This is a genomic window from Pseudomonas sp. LBUM1647, from assembly GCF_059716175.1.
This window is the reverse complement of sequence record NZ_CP166809.1, coordinates 5,534,995-5,552,478: the sequence shown is the minus strand read 5'-3', so window position 1 is coordinate 5,552,478 and position 17,484 is coordinate 5,534,995. Positions and strand designations below refer to the sequence as shown.

At 58.1% G+C, this 17,484-nt stretch carries 15 protein-coding genes; all 15 read left to right on the top strand.

The features are described 5' to 3' along the window. Window positions 1-37 precede the first annotated feature (37 nt). The 15 genes from pyrH to ACA059_RS25540 all read left to right on the top strand — a co-directional run bounded on the left by pyrH (window position 38) and on the right by ACA059_RS25540 (window position 17,370). Window positions 38-781: a UMP kinase gene (gene pyrH / locus ACA059_RS25610; protein WP_048719949.1), complete on the top strand. Its 744-nt coding sequence runs from the start codon at window positions 38-40 to the stop codon at window positions 779-781. Further along, window positions 778-1,335 (top strand): ribosome recycling factor, encoded by a 558-nt coding sequence (gene frr, locus ACA059_RS25605; RefSeq protein ID WP_008028968.1) that lies wholly within the window; start codon window positions 778-780, stop codon window positions 1,333-1,335. Before pyrH ends, frr begins: the two co-directional genes overlap by 4 nt. Before the next feature lie 13 nt (window positions 1,336-1,348). Beyond that, a complete protein-coding gene (gene uppS / locus ACA059_RS25600) occupies window positions 1,349-2,104 on the top strand; it encodes a polyprenyl diphosphate synthase (RefSeq protein ID WP_033056297.1) in 756 nt (251 codons plus the stop codon). After that, window positions 2,104-2,910 (top strand): phosphatidate cytidylyltransferase, encoded by an 807-nt coding sequence (locus ACA059_RS25595; RefSeq protein ID WP_497631442.1) that lies wholly within the window; start codon window positions 2,104-2,106, stop codon window positions 2,908-2,910. The genes uppS and ACA059_RS25595 overlap by 1 nt, the downstream gene beginning before the upstream one ends. Next, the gene (gene ispC, locus ACA059_RS25590; protein ID WP_497631441.1) at window positions 2,907-4,097 is read left to right on the top strand and encodes a 1-deoxy-D-xylulose-5-phosphate reductoisomerase; all 1,191 of its coding nucleotides are present in this window, start codon (window positions 2,907-2,909) and stop codon (window positions 4,095-4,097) included. The genes ACA059_RS25595 and ispC overlap by 4 nt, the downstream gene beginning before the upstream one ends. A 53-nt stretch (window positions 4,098-4,150) precedes the next feature. Continuing rightward, on the top strand, window positions 4,151-5,503 hold the full coding sequence (rseP, locus tag ACA059_RS25585) for a sigma E protease regulator RseP (RefSeq protein WP_223433360.1): 1,353 nt from the start codon (window positions 4,151-4,153) through the stop codon (window positions 5,501-5,503). A gap of 74 nt (window positions 5,504-5,577) precedes the next feature. Beyond that, on the top strand, window positions 5,578-7,968 hold the full coding sequence (gene bamA / locus ACA059_RS25580; RefSeq protein ID WP_497631440.1) for an outer membrane protein assembly factor BamA: 2,391 nt from the start codon (window positions 5,578-5,580) through the stop codon (window positions 7,966-7,968). Between the two features lie 45 nt (window positions 7,969-8,013). Then, window positions 8,014-8,517 (top strand): OmpH family outer membrane protein, encoded by a 504-nt coding sequence (locus ACA059_RS25575; protein ID WP_123365857.1) that lies wholly within the window; start codon window positions 8,014-8,016, stop codon window positions 8,515-8,517. Window positions 8,518-8,519: 2 nt separating this feature from the next. Then, window positions 8,520-9,575 carry a UDP-3-O-(3-hydroxymyristoyl)glucosamine N-acyltransferase gene (gene lpxD / locus ACA059_RS25570; RefSeq protein ID WP_095128094.1) on the top strand — a complete coding sequence of 352 codons (1,056 nt, stop codon included), beginning with the start codon at window positions 8,520-8,522 and terminating at the stop codon, window positions 9,573-9,575. Window positions 9,576-9,682: 107 nt separating this feature from the next. Then, complete coding sequence (gene fabZ / locus ACA059_RS25565) at window positions 9,683-10,123, top strand: 3-hydroxyacyl-ACP dehydratase FabZ (protein WP_017336708.1); 441 nt, start codon at window positions 9,683-9,685, stop codon at window positions 10,121-10,123. Beyond that, window positions 10,120-10,896 (top strand): acyl-ACP--UDP-N-acetylglucosamine O-acyltransferase, encoded by a 777-nt coding sequence (lpxA, locus tag ACA059_RS25560; protein ID WP_497631439.1) that lies wholly within the window; start codon window positions 10,120-10,122, stop codon window positions 10,894-10,896. Before fabZ ends, lpxA begins: the two co-directional genes overlap by 4 nt. 2 nt (window positions 10,897-10,898) lie before the next feature. Then, window positions 10,899-12,029, top strand: a complete 1,131-nt coding sequence (gene lpxB, locus ACA059_RS25555) for a lipid-A-disaccharide synthase (RefSeq protein WP_497631438.1) — start codon at window positions 10,899-10,901, stop codon at window positions 12,027-12,029. 11 nt (window positions 12,030-12,040) lie between these two features. Beyond that, window positions 12,041-12,667 (top strand): ribonuclease HII, encoded by a 627-nt coding sequence (gene rnhB / locus ACA059_RS25550; protein ID WP_161990825.1) that lies wholly within the window; start codon window positions 12,041-12,043, stop codon window positions 12,665-12,667. A gap of 83 nt (window positions 12,668-12,750) precedes the next feature. Beyond that, on the top strand, window positions 12,751-16,272 hold the full coding sequence (gene dnaE, locus ACA059_RS25545; RefSeq protein WP_497631437.1) for a DNA polymerase III subunit alpha: 3,522 nt from the start codon (window positions 12,751-12,753) through the stop codon (window positions 16,270-16,272). 150 nt (window positions 16,273-16,422) lie between these two features. Beyond that, a complete protein-coding gene (locus ACA059_RS25540; RefSeq protein ID WP_008154040.1) occupies window positions 16,423-17,370 on the top strand; it encodes an acetyl-CoA carboxylase carboxyltransferase subunit alpha in 948 nt (315 codons plus the stop codon). The last annotated feature ends 114 nt before the right edge of the window (window positions 17,371-17,484 follow it).

Below are 17,484 nucleotides of genomic sequence, written 5' to 3'. Positions count from 1 at the left end.
AAAGAATTTTTAAAATACGCCGCAGGAGAGATTCGCAATGGCTCAGCAGGGCAGTGGTTATCAGGCTCGCTATAAACGCATTCTACTCAAGCTTAGCGGCGAGGCCCTGATGGGCTCGGAAGAGTTCGGGATCGATCCGAAAGTTCTGGATCGCATGGCGCTGGAAGTCGGCCAACTGGTCGGCATCGGTGTTCAGGTCGGTCTGGTGATCGGCGGCGGTAACCTGTTCCGCGGTGCAGCGCTGAGCGCGGCCGGCATGGATCGGGTCACCGGTGACCACATGGGTATGCTGGCCACTGTGATGAACGCCCTGGCCATGCGAGACGCCCTGGAACGAGCCAATATCACCGCTATTGTGATGTCGGCTATTTCCATGGTCGGCGTAACCGATCACTATGATCGGCGCAAAGCCATGCGTCACCTGGATGCCAAGGAAGTTGTGATTTTTGCTGCCGGTACCGGCAACCCGTTCTTCACCACCGATTCGGCAGCTTGCCTGCGCGGCATCGAAATCAACGCGGACGTGGTGCTCAAGGCCACCAAGGTTGACGGTGTTTACACCGCTGACCCATTCAAAGACCCGCATGCCGAGAAGTTCGATCATCTGACTTACGATGAAGTGCTGGATCGCAAGCTGGGCGTGATGGATCTGACCGCCATTTGCCTGTGCCGCGACCACAAGATGCCGTTGCGCGTATTTAACATGAACAAGCCCGGCGCCCTGCTGAACATCGTGCATGGCGGCGCTGAAGGGACCCTGATCGAGGAAGGCCAACAATGATCAACGAAATCAAGAAAGACGCTAAAGAGCGTATGCAGAAATCCGTCGAGTCGCTGATGCACAACTTCGGCCGTATTCGTACTGGCCAGGCGCATCCAAGCATTCTGGAAGGTGTGATGGTGCCGTATTACGGTTCCGACACTCCGATCAAACAGGTGGCGAACATCACCGTCAAAGACGCCCGTACCCTGCAAGTCGTTGCCTTTGAGCGCAACATGCTCGGTGCTGTCGACAAGGCCATCGGTAGCGCGGGTCTGAACCTCAACCCGACCAACCTGGGTGAATTGCTGCTGATCTCCATGCCGGCCCTGACCGAAGAAACCCGTAAGGGCTTCACCAAGCAGGCTCGCGATGTCGCTGAAGATGCCCGTGTTGCTGTGCGCAACATCCGTCGTGATGCGAACAGCCAGCTCAAGGATCTGGTCAAGGAAAAAGAAATCAGCGAAGACGAAGAGCGCCGCGCTACTGGCGAGATTGATGATCTGACCAAAAAATACGTGGCTGAAATCGACGCGAATTTGGCGCAGAAAGAAAAAGACCTGATGGCCGTATAAGGGTCGCGTTTTCATGGAAAAGACCAAGCAGACTGCGCCGTCCGCGGTGCCGCGCCATGTCGCGATCATCATGGATGGTAATAATCGCTGGGCGAAAAAGCGCTTTATGCCGGGTGTCGCCGGTCATAAAGCGGGCGTGGATGCGGTTCGTGCGGTGATCGAGGTGTGCGCTGAGGCCGGGGTCGAAGTATTGACCCTGTTCGCCTTCTCCAGCGAGAACTGGCAGCGCCCGGCCGACGAGGTCAGCGCCTTGATGGATCTGTTCTTCAAGGCGTTGCGTCGCGAGGCCAAGCGCCTGAACGAAAACAACATCAGTTTGCGCATCATTGGCGACCGTTCGCGCTTTCATCCAGAGCTTCAGGCTGCCATGCGTGAAGCTGAGGCAATGACGGCGGGCACCAATCGCTTCGTTCTGCAGATCGCTGCCAACTATGGCGGACAGTGGGATATCGCGCAGGCCGCACAGCGTCTGGCTCGGGAAGTTCAGGCCGGGCACCTGCGTCCGGAAGACATTACCCCGGAACTGTTGCAAACCTGTCTGGCTACCGGCGATTTGCCGTTGCCGGACTTGTGCATCCGTACCGGTGGCGAGCACCGCATCAGTAACTTCCTGCTGTGGCAACTGGCTTACGCCGAGTTGTACTTCTCCGACCTGTTCTGGCCGGACTTCAAACACGATGCCATGCGTACCGCGCTGGCCGATTTTGCTTCTCGGCAGCGCCGCTTCGGTAAAACGAGCGAGCAGGTCGAGGCTGGAGCCCGGGTTTAATGCTTAAACAACGAATCATCACCGCGCTGATCCTGCTGCCGATTGCCCTGTGCGGGTTTTTCCTGCTCGAAGGTACCGGTTTTGCGCTGTTCATCGGGCTGGTCGTGACCCTCGGTGCATGGGAGTGGGCTCGCCTGGCGGGCTTCACTGGGCAGCCGATTCGCATTGCCTATGCAGCTGTGGTCGCGTTGATGCTGTTTGTCATGCATATCCTGCCTGGGCTCGCGCCTTGGGTGTTGGGCGCTTCGGTGCTTTGGTGGGGCGTTGCAACCTATCTGGTGTTGACGTATCCGCGCTCCAGCGAGCTTTGGTCGAGTGCTGCCTGCAAGCTGGTGATCGGTCTGCTGATCCTGCTGCCCGCCTGGCAAGGTCTGGTTCAGATCAAGCAGGAGCCTTTGGGCAACTGGCTGATCATGGCGGTGATGGTGCTGGTCTGGGGCGCTGATATCGGTGCTTACTTCTCCGGCCGGGCTTTTGGCAAGCGCAAGCTGGCGCCACAGGTCAGTCCCGGCAAAAGCTGGGAGGGCGTCTATGGCGGCCTCGCGGTGAGTCTGGTCATTACTGTCATTGTCGGTCTGGTTCGAGACTGGACGGTGGCGCAGTTGTTCAAAGGTCTGATTGGTGCAGCCATCATCGTGTTTATCTCGGTGGTAGGTGATCTCACCGAAAGCATGTTCAAGCGTCAGTCCGGTATCAAGGACAGCAGTAATCTGCTGCCGGGTCACGGCGGCGTGCTGGATCGTATCGACAGCCTGACTGCAGCGATTCCCGTCTTTGCGGTGCTGCTGTGGATGGCGGCACCGTGAGCCGCCCGCAGCAGATTACCGTCCTGGGGGCGACCGGTTCCATTGGTCTGAGCACGCTTGACGTCATCGCTCGTCATCCCGAGCGTTATCAGGTTTTCGCCTTGAGCGGTTTTACCCGTCTGAGCGAACTGTTGGCGCTGTGTGTCCGTCATACGCCGCGGTTCGCCGTGGTGCCTGAGGCGGTTGCTGCCCGAGGCTTGCAGGACGACTTGCGCGCCGCAGGCCTGCCGACCCGCGTGTTGGTGGGTGAGGAGGGCCTGTGTCAGGTTGCTTCCGATCCTGAGGTCGATGCAGTCATGGCGGCCATCGTTGGCGCTGCGGGCTTGCGACCGACTCTGGCGGCGGTCGAAGCCGGCAAGAAAATCCTCCTGGCCAACAAAGAAGCACTGGTGATGTCCGGTGCGCTGTTCATGCAGGCGGTGCGCAAGAGTGGTTCGGTGTTGCTGCCGATCGACAGCGAGCACAACGCGATTTTCCAGTGCATGCCACAGGATTTCGCTCGTGGGCTGGGTGCCGTAGGGGTACGTCGGATTTTACTCACGGCCTCAGGCGGTCCGTTCCGACAGACACCTATGGCTGAACTGGTGCATGTTTCCCCTGAGCAAGCGTGTGCCCACCCGAACTGGTCCATGGGGCGCAAGATTTCGGTGGATTCGGCCAGCATGATGAACAAGGGGCTGGAGTTAATCGAAGCCTGCTGGCTGTTTGATGCCAAGCCGTCCCAGGTCGAAGTGGTGATTCATCCTCAAAGCGTGATTCATTCGCTGGTCGATTACATCGACGGTTCGGTATTGGCCCAGTTAGGTAACCCTGACATGCGCACGCCGATCGCCAACGCGCTGGCCTGGCCGGAGCGAATCGACTCGGGTGTTGCGCCGCTGGACCTGTTTACAATCGCGCGGCTGGACTTCCAGGCGCCTGATGAAGAGCGATTCCCGTGTCTGCGCCTTGCGCGTCAGGCGGCTGAATCCGGCAATAGCGCGCCGGCCATGCTTAATGCGGCGAATGAAGTGGCGGTCGCGGCCTTTCTCGACGGGCGGGTTCGCTACCCGGAAATCGCGAGTATCATCGAAGAAGTATTGAATCTCGAGCCCGTGGTTGCGGTTGACGATCTCGAGGCAGTGTTCACGGCCGACGCAAAAGCGCGAGTACTGGCCGAACAATGGTTGAGTCGTCACGGGCGGTAAGTGCTGCAATACATTGACCCATGCGGCACTGGACAGGATTGCGGAGAAAGTAGATGAGCGCGCTCTATATGATTGTCGGCACCCTGGTGGCTTTGGGTGTGCTGGTCACCTTCCACGAATTCGGCCATTTTTGGGTCGCACGTCGCTGTGGGGTTAAAGTGCTGCGTTTCTCCGTGGGCTTCGGTATGCCGTTGCTGCGCTGGCACGACAAGAAAGGCACTGAGTTCGTTGTCGCCGCGATCCCGCTGGGCGGTTACGTGAAAATGCTCGACGAGCGCGAAGGTGAAGTGCCCGCCGATCAGCTTGATCAATCCTTCAATCGCAAATCCGTCCGCCAGCGTATCGCTATCGTATCGGCGGGTCCGATTGCCAACTTTTTACTGGCGATGATTTTTTTCTGGGTGCTCGCCATGCTCGGCAGCGAGCAAGTGCGTCCGGTCATTGGTGCAGTCGAATCCGGCAGTATCGCCGCCAAGGCTGGTTTGAGCGCGGGCCAGGAAATCATTGCCATCGATGGCGAGCCAACTTCCGGCTGGGCCGCGGTGAACCTGCAGTTGGTCCGTCGTCTTGGGGAGAGCGGTTCCCTGCAGTTGCTGGTCCGTGATCAGGGTTCCACAGTGGATTCGCCCCGTGAGCTGATGTTGGATAAATGGCTCAAGGGTGCTGATGAGCCAGATCCGATTCGTTCGCTGGGTTTACGCCCTTGGCGTCCGGCGCTGCCACCGGTCCTGGCCGAACTTGATCCGAAAGGCCCGGCACAGGCTGCTGGCCTGAAGACCGGTGACCGACTGTTGGCTCTGGACGGCAAGTCGCTTGATGACTGGCAGCAGGTGGTGGACACGGTCCGTATGCACCCTGATACCAAAATCATGCTGCGCGTCGAGCGTGATGGTGCTCAAATCGACGTCCCTGTGACGCTGGCCGCTCGCGGCGAGAAGAAGGCACCCAGTGGTTATCTGGGGGCTGGGGTGAAGGCAGTTGATTGGCCGCCAGAGATGATTCGCGAAGTTAGTTATGGTCCTGTGGCAGCGATTGGGGAGGGTGCTCGACGGACCTGGACCATGAGCGTACTGACCCTCGATTCGCTCAAGAAAATGTTGTTCGGTGAGCTCTCGGTAAAAAACTTGAGTGGACCGATAACCATTGCTAAAGTGGCGGGCGCTTCTGCCCAGTCGGGTGTCGCTGATTTCCTGAATTTCCTTGCTTATCTGAGTATTAGCTTGGGGGTTCTGAATTTGTTGCCCATTCCTGTACTGGATGGGGGGCATTTGTTGTTTTATCTGATCGAGTGGGCGCGTGGTCGCCCCTTGTCGGATCGGGTGCAGGGTTGGGGGATACAGATCGGTATCAGTTTGGTGATCGGGGTGATGTTGCTTGCTCTTGTCAATGATCTGGGTCGACTGTAACGCTTCGCTGAATTGCGAATCTGCCGCATTTTGCGGCAGTTTGTTTATTGCCAGTTGGAATAAGAAAGGACTTCATGAAACGTCTGCTGCTAACTGCGGTTCTCACCGTATTGATGATCGCCGAAGTTCACGCCGAGTCCTTCACTATCTCTGATATTCGCGTCAATGGCCTCCAGCGGGTCTCCGCGGGTAGCGTCTTTGGTGCTTTGCCGTTGAACGTCGGTGAACAGGCGGATGATCGTCGCCTGGTGGAATCCACTCGTGCGTTGTTTAAAACCGGTTTCTTTCAAGATATCCAGCTGGGCCGCGATGGCAACGTCCTGGTCATCACGGTAGTCGAACGCCCGTCGGTCGCCAGTATCGAGATCGAGGGTAACAAGGCGATCTCCACTGAAGACCTGATGAAAGGCCTCAAACAATCCGGTCTGGCTGAAGGCGAGATCTTCCAGCGCGCCACCCTCGAAGGTGTGCGTAACGAGCTTCAGCGACAATATGTCGCTCAGGGTCGCTACTCGGCTACCGTCGACACTGAAGTGGTGCCGCAGCCGCGTAACCGCGTTGCGTTGAAGGTCAACATCAACGAAGGCACCGTTGCTGCTATCCAGCACATCAACGTGGTGGGTAACACCGTCTTCCCTGATGAAGACCTGATCGACCTGTTTGAACTCAAAACCACCAACTGGCTCTCGTTCTTCAAGAACGATGACAAGTATGCTCGTGAAAAACTTTCCGGTGACCTGGAGCGTCTGCGCTCCTACTACCTGGACCGTGGCTATATCAACATGGATATCGCTTCGACCCAGGTGTCCATCACACCGGACAAGAAACACGTCTATATCACCGTCAACGTCAATGAAGGCGAGAAGTACACCGTCCGTGACGTCAAGCTGAGCGGCGACCTGAAAGTCCCTGAAGACCAGGTCAAGTCTCTGCTGCTGGTCCAGAAAGGTCAGGTGTTCTCGCGCAAGTTGATGACCACCACGTCCGAACTGATCACCCGCCGTCTGGGTAACGAGGGTTACACCTTCGCCAACGTCAATGGCGTGCCTCAGCCTCACGATGAAGACCACACCGTCGACATCACGTTCGCCGTCGATCCGGGCAAGCGTGCTTACGTGAACCGCATCAACTTCCGTGGCAATACCAAGTCCGAAGACGAAGTGCTGCGCCGTGAAATGCGTCAGATGGAAGGCGGCTGGGCCTCGACTTACCTGATCGACCAATCCAAGACTCGTCTTGAACGTCTGGGCTTCTTCAAGGAAGTCAACGTCGAAACACCGGCCGTGCCGGGCGTCGACGACCAGGTAGACGTGAACTATAGCGTTGAAGAACAGGCTTCCGGTTCGATTACCGCCAGCGTTGGTTTTGCCCAGAGCGCCGGTCTGATCCTCGGTGGTTCGATCACCCAGAACAACTTCCTGGGTACGGGTAACAAGGTCAGCATCGGCTTGACTCGCAGTGAATACCAGAGCCGTTATAACTTCGGTTATGTCGACCCGTACTGGACTGCTGATGGCGTGAGCCTGGGTTACAACGCGTTCTATCGCACCACTGACTACAAAGACCTCGACGTCGACGTAGCCAGCTATGCCGTAGACAGCCTGGGTGCGGGCGTGAGCGTCGGTTACCCGATCAGCGAGACTTCGCGTCTGACCTTCGGCCTGACTGCGCAACAAGACAAGATCAAGACCGGTCAATACACCGTTGACGAGATCTTCGACTTCGTTAACAAGGAAGGCGACAACTACCTGAACTTCAAGGCCTCGGCCGGCTGGTCCGAATCCACACTGAACAAAGGCGTATTGGCGACCCGTGGTCATTCCCAAAGCCTGACGCTGGAAACCACCACGCCTGGCAGCGACCTGTCGTTCTTCAAGCTTGATTACCGTGGCCAGTTGTTCCAGCCATTGTCTGAAAACTACACCATGCGCCTGCACACCGAGCTGGGCTATGGCGATGGTTATGGTTCTACCGATGGCTTGCCGTTCTATGAAAACTACTATGCTGGTGGTTTCAACTCGGTTCGTGGCTTCAAGGACAGTACCCTCGGTCCTCGCAGTACACCAAGTCGCGGTGCGGCTGTGACGGGTAACACCGGCACGCTCGCCGACCCGGACCAGGATCCGCTGCCGTTCGGTGGTAACGTTTTGATCCAGGGTGGTGTCGAGTTGCTGTTCCCGCTGCCATTCGTCAAGGATCAGCGTTCCCTGCGCACTTCCGTATTCTGGGATGTGGGTAACGTATTCGACTCCAAGTGCGAAAAAACCACGAACGCCAATGTCGGTTCAACCGCTCAAACAGAGTGTAACGACATCAGCCTGAGCAACATGGCCAGCTCCGTCGGTGTAGGCGTGACCTGGGTTACCGCACTGGGTCCTCTGAGCTTCGCGTTGGCCATGCCGATCAAGAAACCGGATGACGCTGAGACTCAAGTGTTCCAATTCTCCCTCGGCCAGACGTTCTAAGCGTCTGACCCAAGATAACGACAATGGATTTTGTAGGAGTGCATCGTGCGTAAGTTGACTCAATTGGTTCTCCTGGCGACCTTACTGGTAGCAGGTCCGGCTTTTGCCGACATGAAAATCGCCGTTCTGAACTATCAGATGGCTCTGTTGGAATCCGACGCGGCCAAGAAGTACGCCGTTGATGCCGAGAAAAAGTTCGGCCCGCAGCTGAGCAAACTCAAGACTCTGGAAAGCAGTGCCAAAGGTATCCAGGACCGTCTGATGGCCGGCGGCGACAAGATGCAGCAAGGCGAGCGTGAGCGCCTGGAACTCGAGTTCAAGCAAAAGGCCCGTGACTTCCAGTTCCAGTCCAAGGAATTGAACGAAGCCAAAGCCGTTGCCGACCGTGAAATGCTGAAGCAGCTCAAGCCGAAACTGGACAGCGCTGTGGAAGAAGTTATCAAGAAAGGTGCTTTTGACCTGGTCTTCGAGCGTGGCGCAGTGATTGATGTCAAACCTCAGTACGACATCACTCGCCAGGTTATCGAGCGCATGAATCAGCTGAAGTAACCATGACAGCGACTATAAAGCTCGGCCAATTGGCCGAGTTCCTCGGCGCCACACTGCGTGGCGACCCAGAGAAAGAAATTACTGGGCTAGCCACTTTGCAAGAGGCTGGCCCAGCTCAGTTGAGCTTTCTCGCAAACCCCCAATACCGTAAATACCTGGCGGACAGTCGGGCCGCAGCCCTGTTGCTGAAGGCCGCTGACGCTGAAGGTTTTGCAGGTAATGCGCTGGTCGTGCCTGATCCGTATCTGGCCTACGCGCGGATTTCCCATCTGTTCGATCCCAAGCCAAAGGCCGCTGTCGGTGTTCATCCGACAGCCGTTGTGGCAGCGGATGCAGTGGTCGATCCGGCGGCGAGCATTGGTGCTTTTGCGGTGATCGAAAGCTGCGCACGTATTGCTGCGGGTGTGACCGTTGGCGCGCACTGCTTCATTGGTGCCCGCTGCGAGATTGGCGAGGGCGGCTGGCTGGCCCCGCGAGTCACGCTGTACCACGATGTTCGCATCGGTAAACGGGTGGTGATTCAATCGGGTGCCGTACTCGGTGGCGAAGGTTTCGGTTTTGCCAACGAGAAAGGTGTCTGGCAGAAGATCGCTCAGATCGGTGGTGTGCTGGTCGGTGACGACGTGGAGATTGGCGTGAATACCGCTATCGATCGCGGTGCACTGGCCGATACCGTTCTGGGTAACGGGGTGAAACTCGACAACCAGATTCAGATCGCCCACAACGTCCAGGTCGGTGATCACACCGCCATGGCCGCGTGCGTGGGGATCTCCGGCAGCACCAAAATCGGCAAGCATTGCATGCTCGCCGGTGGCGTAGGGCTGGTGGGGCATATCGAAATTTGCGACAACGTTTTTATCACCGGGATGACCATGGTGACCCACTCGATTACCGAAAAGGGTTCCTATTCTTCCGGTACAGCCATGCAACCGGCAGCCGAATGGCGCAAAAGCGCGGCCCGTATCCGTCAGCTCGATGACATCGCGCGGCGTCTGCGACAGCTGGAAAAGCGTGTAGGGGAAGTGACCCCTGACGGTAATGCTTCATCAGATGGCTGATACCATTTCCATATCAAGTGTGCACAGCCGCTAGACTGCCTCCTTGATTTGCTAGAGGGGTGCGCGTCAGTCGCGCCTCCCAATCTTTACATAGGCTTCCCCCCGAAATGATGGACATCAACGAGATTCGCGAATACCTACCCCACCGTTACCCGTTCCTGCTGGTGGACCGAGTCGTGGAACTGGATGTGGAAGGCAAGCGCATTCGCGCCTACAAGAATGTCAGCATCAACGAACCTTTCTTCAATGGTCACTTCCCCGCGCATCCAATCATGCCGGGCGTATTGATCATCGAAGCGATGGCTCAGGCTGCCGGTATCCTTGGCTTCAAAATGCTCGACGTGAAGCCTGCCGACGGCACGCTCTACTACTTCGTCGGCTCCGACAAGCTGCGTTTTCGCCAGCCAGTCACCCCAGGCGATCAGTTGATCCTCGAAGCCCGCTTCATCAGCTGCAAGCGTCAGATCTGGAAGTTCGAGTGCCAGGCTTCGGTCGATGGCAAGCCAGTCTGCTCTGCTGAAATCATCTGCGCGGAACGCAAACTATGAGTTTGATTGACCCTCGCGCAATCATCGATCCGACGGCTATCCTGGCCGACGGCGTCGAGGTCGGCCCTTGGTCGATCATCGGTGCAGGTGTGGAAATCGGCGAGGGGACAGTGATCGGGCCGCATGTGATTCTCAAAGGCCCGACCCGAATCGGAAAGCACAACCGCATCTACCAGTTTTCTTCGGTAGGCGAGGACACGCCCGATCTGAAATACAACGGTGAAGAAACCCGTCTGGTCATTGGCGACCACAACGTCATCCGTGAAGGCGTGACGATTCACCGTGGGACCGTTCAGGACCGTTCTGAAACAACCCTGGGCGATCACAACCTGATCATGGCCTATGCCCACATCGGCCACGACAGCGTCATCGGCAACCACTGCATCCTGGTCAACAACACCGCGTTGGCGGGCCATGTGCACGTTGAAGACTGGGCAATCCTGTCCGGTTTTACCCTGGTTCATCAGTATTGCCATATCGGCGCCCACAGCTTTTCCGGTATGGGCACCGCCATCGGCAAGGACGTCCCGGCGTACGTTACGGTGTTCGGCAACCCGGCCGAAGCCCGCAGCATGAACTTCGAAGGCATGCGTCGTCGCGGTTTCAGCGAAGATGCGATCCACGCGCTGCGTCGTGCCTACAAGGTGGTTTACCGCCAGGGGCTGACGGTCGAACAGGCGCTCGCCGAGCTGGCTGAACCGTCGGCCCAGTTTCCGGAAGTCGCGGTGTTCCGTGATTCCATCCAGTCTTCGACCCGCGGCATCACTCGTTAATCATGGCTAATCTGCGTATTGCGCTGGTGGCGGGTGAGGCTTCCGGCGACATTCTTGGCGCGGGTCTCATGCGCGCACTCAAGGCTCAGCACCCGGCAGTCGAGTTCATCGGTGTCGGCGGTCCGCTGATGCAGGCCGAAGGCCTGACCTCGTATTTCCCGATGGAGCGTCTTTCGGTCATGGGCCTGGTGGAAGTGCTGGGCCGCTTGCGTGAGTTGCTGGCACGCCGCAAGAAGCTGGTTGCCGACCTGATCGCCGAGAAGCCGGACGTGTTCATCGGTATCGATGCCCCGGACTTCAACCTCAATATCGAACTCAAGCTGCGTCAGGCCGGGATCAAGACCGTGCATTACGTTAGCCCGTCGGTTTGGGCGTGGCGGCAGAAACGGGTGCTGAAGATTCGCAAAGGCTGCGATCTGATGCTGACGCTGTTCCCGTTCGAAGCGAAATTCTATGAAGAGAAGGGCGTGCCGGTGCGGTTTGTCGGGCACTCCCTGGCCGATGCGATCCCGCTAGAAGCCGATCGCGGCGCCGCGCGGGCTGAACTCGGCTTGCCCGACGGGCCGTTAGTCGCACTGATGCCTGGCAGTCGCGGTGGCGAAGTTGGTCGTCTCGGCGCGTTGTTCCTCGATACGGCCCAGCGTCTGCGAGCCCTGCGCCCTGGTGTGCGGTTCGTCATGCCTTGCGCCGGCCCCGAGCGCCGCAAGCAACTTGAAGAGCTGCTGGCGGGCCGAGATCTGCCGCTGACATTGCTCGATGGCAAATCCCATCTGGCCCTGGCGGCCTGCGACGCGGTACTGATTGCCTCCGGAACGGCGACGCTTGAAGCGTTGCTGTACAAACGGCCGATGGTGGTCGCATACCGCTTGGCGCCGCTGACGTTCTGGATTCTCAAGCGCATGGTGAAAAGTCCCTACATCTCCTTGCCGAACCTGCTGGCCCAGCGCCTGTTGGTGCCCGAGTTGCTGCAGGACGATGCGACCGTTGAAGCCTTGGCCCAGACGCTGTCGCCACTGATCGAAGGCGGTGAAGAACAGACCCGCGGCTTCGATGAAATTCACCGTACCTTACGTTTGGACGCCTCCAATCAGGCGGCGGACGCGGTACTGAACCTGATCGGCAAAACACAATGAGCAAAGCAAGCATTCAGATGGGCCTGGACTTCACCCTGGTCGCCGAAGTTGAAGATCTGGTCGCCGGCGTTGACGAAGTCGGTCGCGGCCCGCTTTGTGGTGCAGTGGTGACAGCCGCGGTGATCCTCGATCCGAACCGTCCGATCCTGGGCCTGAATGATTCGAAGAAGCTCACCGAAGCACGCCGCGAAAAACTCTACGACGAGATCTGCGAAAAAGCCCTGAGCTGGTGCATCGCCCGGGCCGAAGTCGAGGAAATCGATGAGCTGAACATTCTCCACGCCACCATGCTGGCCATGCAGCGCGCGGTCGAAGGCCTGCACATCACGCCGAAACTGGCGATGATCGATGGCAATCGTTGCCCGAAGCTGTCCATGCGCGCCGAAGCAGTGGTGCAGGGCGACGGCAAAGTACCGGCCATCGCTGCGGCGTCGATTCTGGCCAAGGTCAGCCGCGACCGCGAGATGGCAGCGTTCGAATTGATTTACCCGGGGTACGGCATCGGCGGCCACAAAGGCTACCCGACGCCCGTTCACCTGGAGGCGCTGGCCCGCTTGGGGCCAACGCCGATTCACCGCCGCTCGTTCGCCCCGGTACGCCTGGCTTACGAGGCGCGGGAAAACCTGATCGAGAGTTAGTCGCAAGGCTGATGTTTTTGCCAAGGCCCGGTACAATCCGGGCCTTGTTGTCTTCACGTTTCTAGTTTCTAGACAGGATCACTATGCCGGCTTCATTCGTTCATCTACGCCTGCACACTGAGTATTCCCTGGTCGACGGTCTGGTGCGGATCAAACCGCTGGTCAAGACCCTGGTCGGCATGAACATGCCTGCCGTAGCGGTCACCGACCAGAACAACATGTGTTCCCTGGTCAAATTCTATAAAGCCGCCATGGGCGCCGGGATCAAGCCGATCTGCGGCGCCGATCTGTGGCTGTCGAACAAGGATCCGGATAACGCTCTGAGCCGGATCAGCCTGCTGGCGATGAACGCCGTGGGTTATCGCAACCTCACCGAGCTGATCTCTCGCGGCTTCATCGACGGCCAGCGCAATGGCTCGGTCATCATCGAGCGCGAATGGGTGGCCGAAGCCAGCGAAGGCTTGATCATGCTGTCGGCGGCGAAAGAAGGCGAGATCGGTCTGGCGATGCTCAGTGGCAACCCGGCCGAAGCGGAAAACCTGGCGCGCGAATGGATGGCCGTGTTCCCGGATCGCTTCTACCTGGAAATCCAGCGCACCAACCGCCCCAACGACGAAGAACAGTTGCACGGTGCCGTGGCCCTGGCTGAAAAAATCGGTGCACCGCTGGTCGCGACCAACGACGTGCGCTTCATCAAGCAGGAAGACTTCGCCGCCCACGAAACCCGCGTTTGCATCGGTGAGGGCCGTGCCCTCGATGATCCGCGGCGTTCGAAAAATTACAGCGATCAGCAATACCTCAAAAGCACCGAGGAAATGGCCGAGCTGTTCAGCGACATTCCCGAAGCGCTGGAAAACACCGTCGAGATTGCCAAACGCTGCAACATCGAAGTGAAGCTGGGCACTCACTTCCTGCCCAACTTCCCGATCCCCGATGGCATGACCATCGACGAGTATTTCCGCAAAGTTTCCTTCGATGGTCTGGAAGATCGCCTCAGCGTTCTGCTGCCCAAGGACACCACCGAAGACTACGAAACCAAGCGTCAGGTCTACGTCGACCGGCTGAATTTCGAGCTGGATATCATCATCCAGATGGGTTTCCCCGGTTACTTCCTGATCGTTATGGACTTTATCCAGTGGGCCAAGAGTAACGGCGTGCCGGTAGGTCCAGGCCGTGGATCGGGTGCCGGGTCGCTGGTGGCCTACGTGCAGAAGATCACCGACCTCGATCCGCTGGAATATGACCTGCTGTTCGAACGTTTCCTTAACCCGGAACGGGTTTCCATGCCCGACTTCGACGTCGACTTCTGCATGGACGGCCGTGACCGCGTGATCGACTACGTGGCCGAGAAATACGGCCGCAACGCGGTGAGTCAGATCATCACCTTCGGTTCCATGGCGGCCAAGGCTGTGGTCCGTGACGTGGCGCGGGTGCAGGGCAAGTCCTACGGTTTGGCGGATCGTCTGTCGAAGATGATCCCGTTCGAAGTCGGCATGACCCTGGAAAAGGCCTACGAACAGGAAGAAATCCTGCGTGACTTCATCAAGGTTGATGAAGAGGCCGCGGAAATCTGGGAAATGGCCCGCAAGCTGGAAGGTGTTGTGCGTAACGTCGGTAAGCACGCCGGTGGTGTTGTTATTGCCCCGACCAAGCTGACTGATTTCTCGCCGATTTATTGCGATGAGGCCGGTGATGGTCTCGTCACCCAGTTCGACAAGGATGACGTTGAGGCTGCGGGTCTGGTGAAGTTCGACTTCCTCGGTCTGCGGACCCTGACGGTCATCGACTGGGCGCTGAAAACCATCAACCGTGATCGCGCCAAGGTTGATGAGCCGCCGCTGGATATCGCGTTCATCCCGCTGGATGACAAGCCGACTTACCAGTTACTGCAAAAAGCTGAAACCACCGCGGTGTTCCAGCTTGAGTCGCGCGGCATGAAAGAGCTGATCAAAAAGCTCAAGCCCGACTGCCTGGAAGACTTGATCGCACTGGTGGCCCTGTTCCGTCCGGGCCCGTTGCAATCGGGCATGGTGGATGACTTTATCAACCGTAAGCACGGTCGCGCCGAACTCGCATACCCGCACTCGGACTACCAGTACGAAGGCCTCAAGCCGGTTCTGGCACCGACTTACGGCATCATCCTGTATCAGGAACAGGTGATGCAGATTGCCCAGGTCATGGCCGGTTACACCCTTGGCGGCGCGGACATGCTGCGTCGAGCCATGGGTAAGAAAAAACCCGAAGAAATGGCCAAGCAGCGCGGCGGTTTCATTGAAGGTTGCACCGCTAACAATATCGACGCCGACCTGGCCGGTAACATTTTCGACCTGGTAGAAAAGTTCGCCGGCTACGGCTTCAACAAATCCCACTCCGCTGCTTACGGCCTGGTGTCGTACCAGACCGCCTGGCTGAAAACGCACTACCCGGCGCCATTCATGGCCGCGGTACTGTCGGCGGATATGCACAACACCGACAAGGTCGTGACCTTGATCGAAGAAATTCGCACCATGAAGCTGCGTCTCGACGCGCCGGATGTGAATACTTCGGAGTTCAAGTTCACGGTGAATGACGAAGGCCGAATTATTTACGGCCTCGGCGCGATCAAAGGTGTGGGCGAAGGTCCGGTGGAAGCCATCACCGAGGCGCGTCAGGAAGGTCCGTTCAAGGATCTGTTCGATTTCTGCGCCCGTGTCGACCTCAAACGTATCAACAAGCGCACCCTGGACGGTTTAATCCGCAGCGGTGCGCTGGATCGTCTGGGGCCTTACTTCCATGACGAGCAGAAAGCCTATCAGGCCAACATCGACCGTAACCGAGCGGTCTTGCTGAACGCCATGGAAGGGGCGATCAAGGCTGCCGAGCAAACGGCGCGCACCAAGGACAGCGGTCACGTCGATCTGTTTGGTGGCTTGTTCGTCGAAGAAGACGCCGATGTCTACGCCAATCACCGCAAAGCCAAGGAACTGACCCTCAAGGAACGCCTGAAAGGTGAGAAAGACACCCTGGGCCTGTACCTGACCGGTCACCCGATTGATGAATACGAAGGCGAGATCCGTCGTTTCGCCCGTCAGCGCATCATCGACCTGAAACCGGCCCGTGATACCCAGACCGTCGCGGGCATGATCATCGCCCTGCGAGTCATGAAGAACAAAAAGGGCGACAAGATGGGTTTCATCACCCTCGACGACCGCTCTGGACGGATCGAAGCGTCGCTGTTCGCCGAAGCATTCCATTCGGCGCAATCGTTGTTGCAGACCGACGCGATGGTGGTGGTCGAAGGCGAAGTCAGCAACGACGACTTCTCCGGTGGCTTGCGGCTGCGGGTCAAGCGGGTGATGAGCATGGAAGATGCGCGCACCAACCTGGCCGAAAGCCTGCGCCTCAAGCTGCAGACCCAGGATTTGAAAGGCGATCAGCTACGCTGGCTGGGTGAGTTGTTCAAGCGTCACCGCGGTGCGTGCCCGATCACCATGGAATACACGAGTCCCGATGCGAAGGCCTTGCTGCAGTTCGGCGAGACCTGGCGGATCGACCCGGCGGATGCCTTGATTCAAGCCCTGCGTGACCAGTTCGGGCGAGACAACGTCTTCCTCCAATACCGTTGACGGTCAGGTGCCGCTCTTCCAAAAGGGAGCAGCTCTGATCTCGACCCAATTTTTAATCTCGACCTGAACGCGCCTCTCCCTTAAGGTAGGGCGCGAATAGACAACCGGCCGGCCCAAGCTCTCTTGGATGTCGACCCAAGACGGACGCCTATGAACCCGAATTTTCTTGATTTCGAACAGCCGATCGCCGACCTGCAAGCCAAGATCGAAGAGTTGCGCTTGGTCGGTAATGACAATTCGCTGAATATCGGCGATGAGATCTCCCGCCTGCAGGACAAAAGCAGCACGCTGACCGAAGACATCTTCGGCAAGCTGACCAGCTGGCAGATCGCGCGTCTGGCGCGTCACCCGAAACGTCCGTACACCCTGGACTACATCGAACACATTTTCACCGAGTTCGACGAACTGCACGGCGACCGTCATTTCTCCGACGACGCTGCGATCGTGGGCGGCATTGCCCGTCTGGACGACCAGCCGGTAATGATCATCGGTCACCAGAAAGGCCGTGAAGTGCGCGAGAAAGTTCGCCGCAACTTTGGCATGCCGCGTCCGGAAGGCTACCGCAAGGCTTGCCGCCTGATGGAAATGGCCGAACGTTTCAAGATGCCGATCCTGACCTTCATCGACACCCCGGGCGCTTACCCTGGTATCGACGCTGAAGAGCGCAACCAGAGCGAAGCGATTGCCTGGAACCTGCGCGTCATGGCACGCCTGAAAACCCCAATCATCGCCACCGTGATCGGTGAAGGTGGTTCCGGTGGTGCTCTGGCGATCGGCGTTTGCGATCAACTGAACATGTTGCAGTACTCGACTTACGCGGTGATTTCGCCGGAAGGTTGCGCCTCGATTCTGTGGAAGACCGCCGAGAAAGCACCGGACGCTGCTGAAGCCATGGGTATCACTGCCGAGCGCCTCAAAGGCCTGGGTATTGTGGATAAAGTGATCAGCGAGCCTTTGGGCGGCGCGCACCGTAATCCGGCCGCTGCGGCTGCATCGATCCGTGCCGAGCTGAGCTCGCAACTGGCGATGTTGAAGAAGTTCGATAACGAAGCGCTGTTGGCTCGCCGTTACGAGCGTCTGATGAGCTACGGTCTCTGATCTGACCTCGCTTTACCCATGTGGGAGCGAGCCTGCTCGCGAAAGCGGTATAACAGCCAACAAATGTGTTGAATGTTAAGCAGCCTTCGCGAGCAGGCTCGCTCCCACATTGGG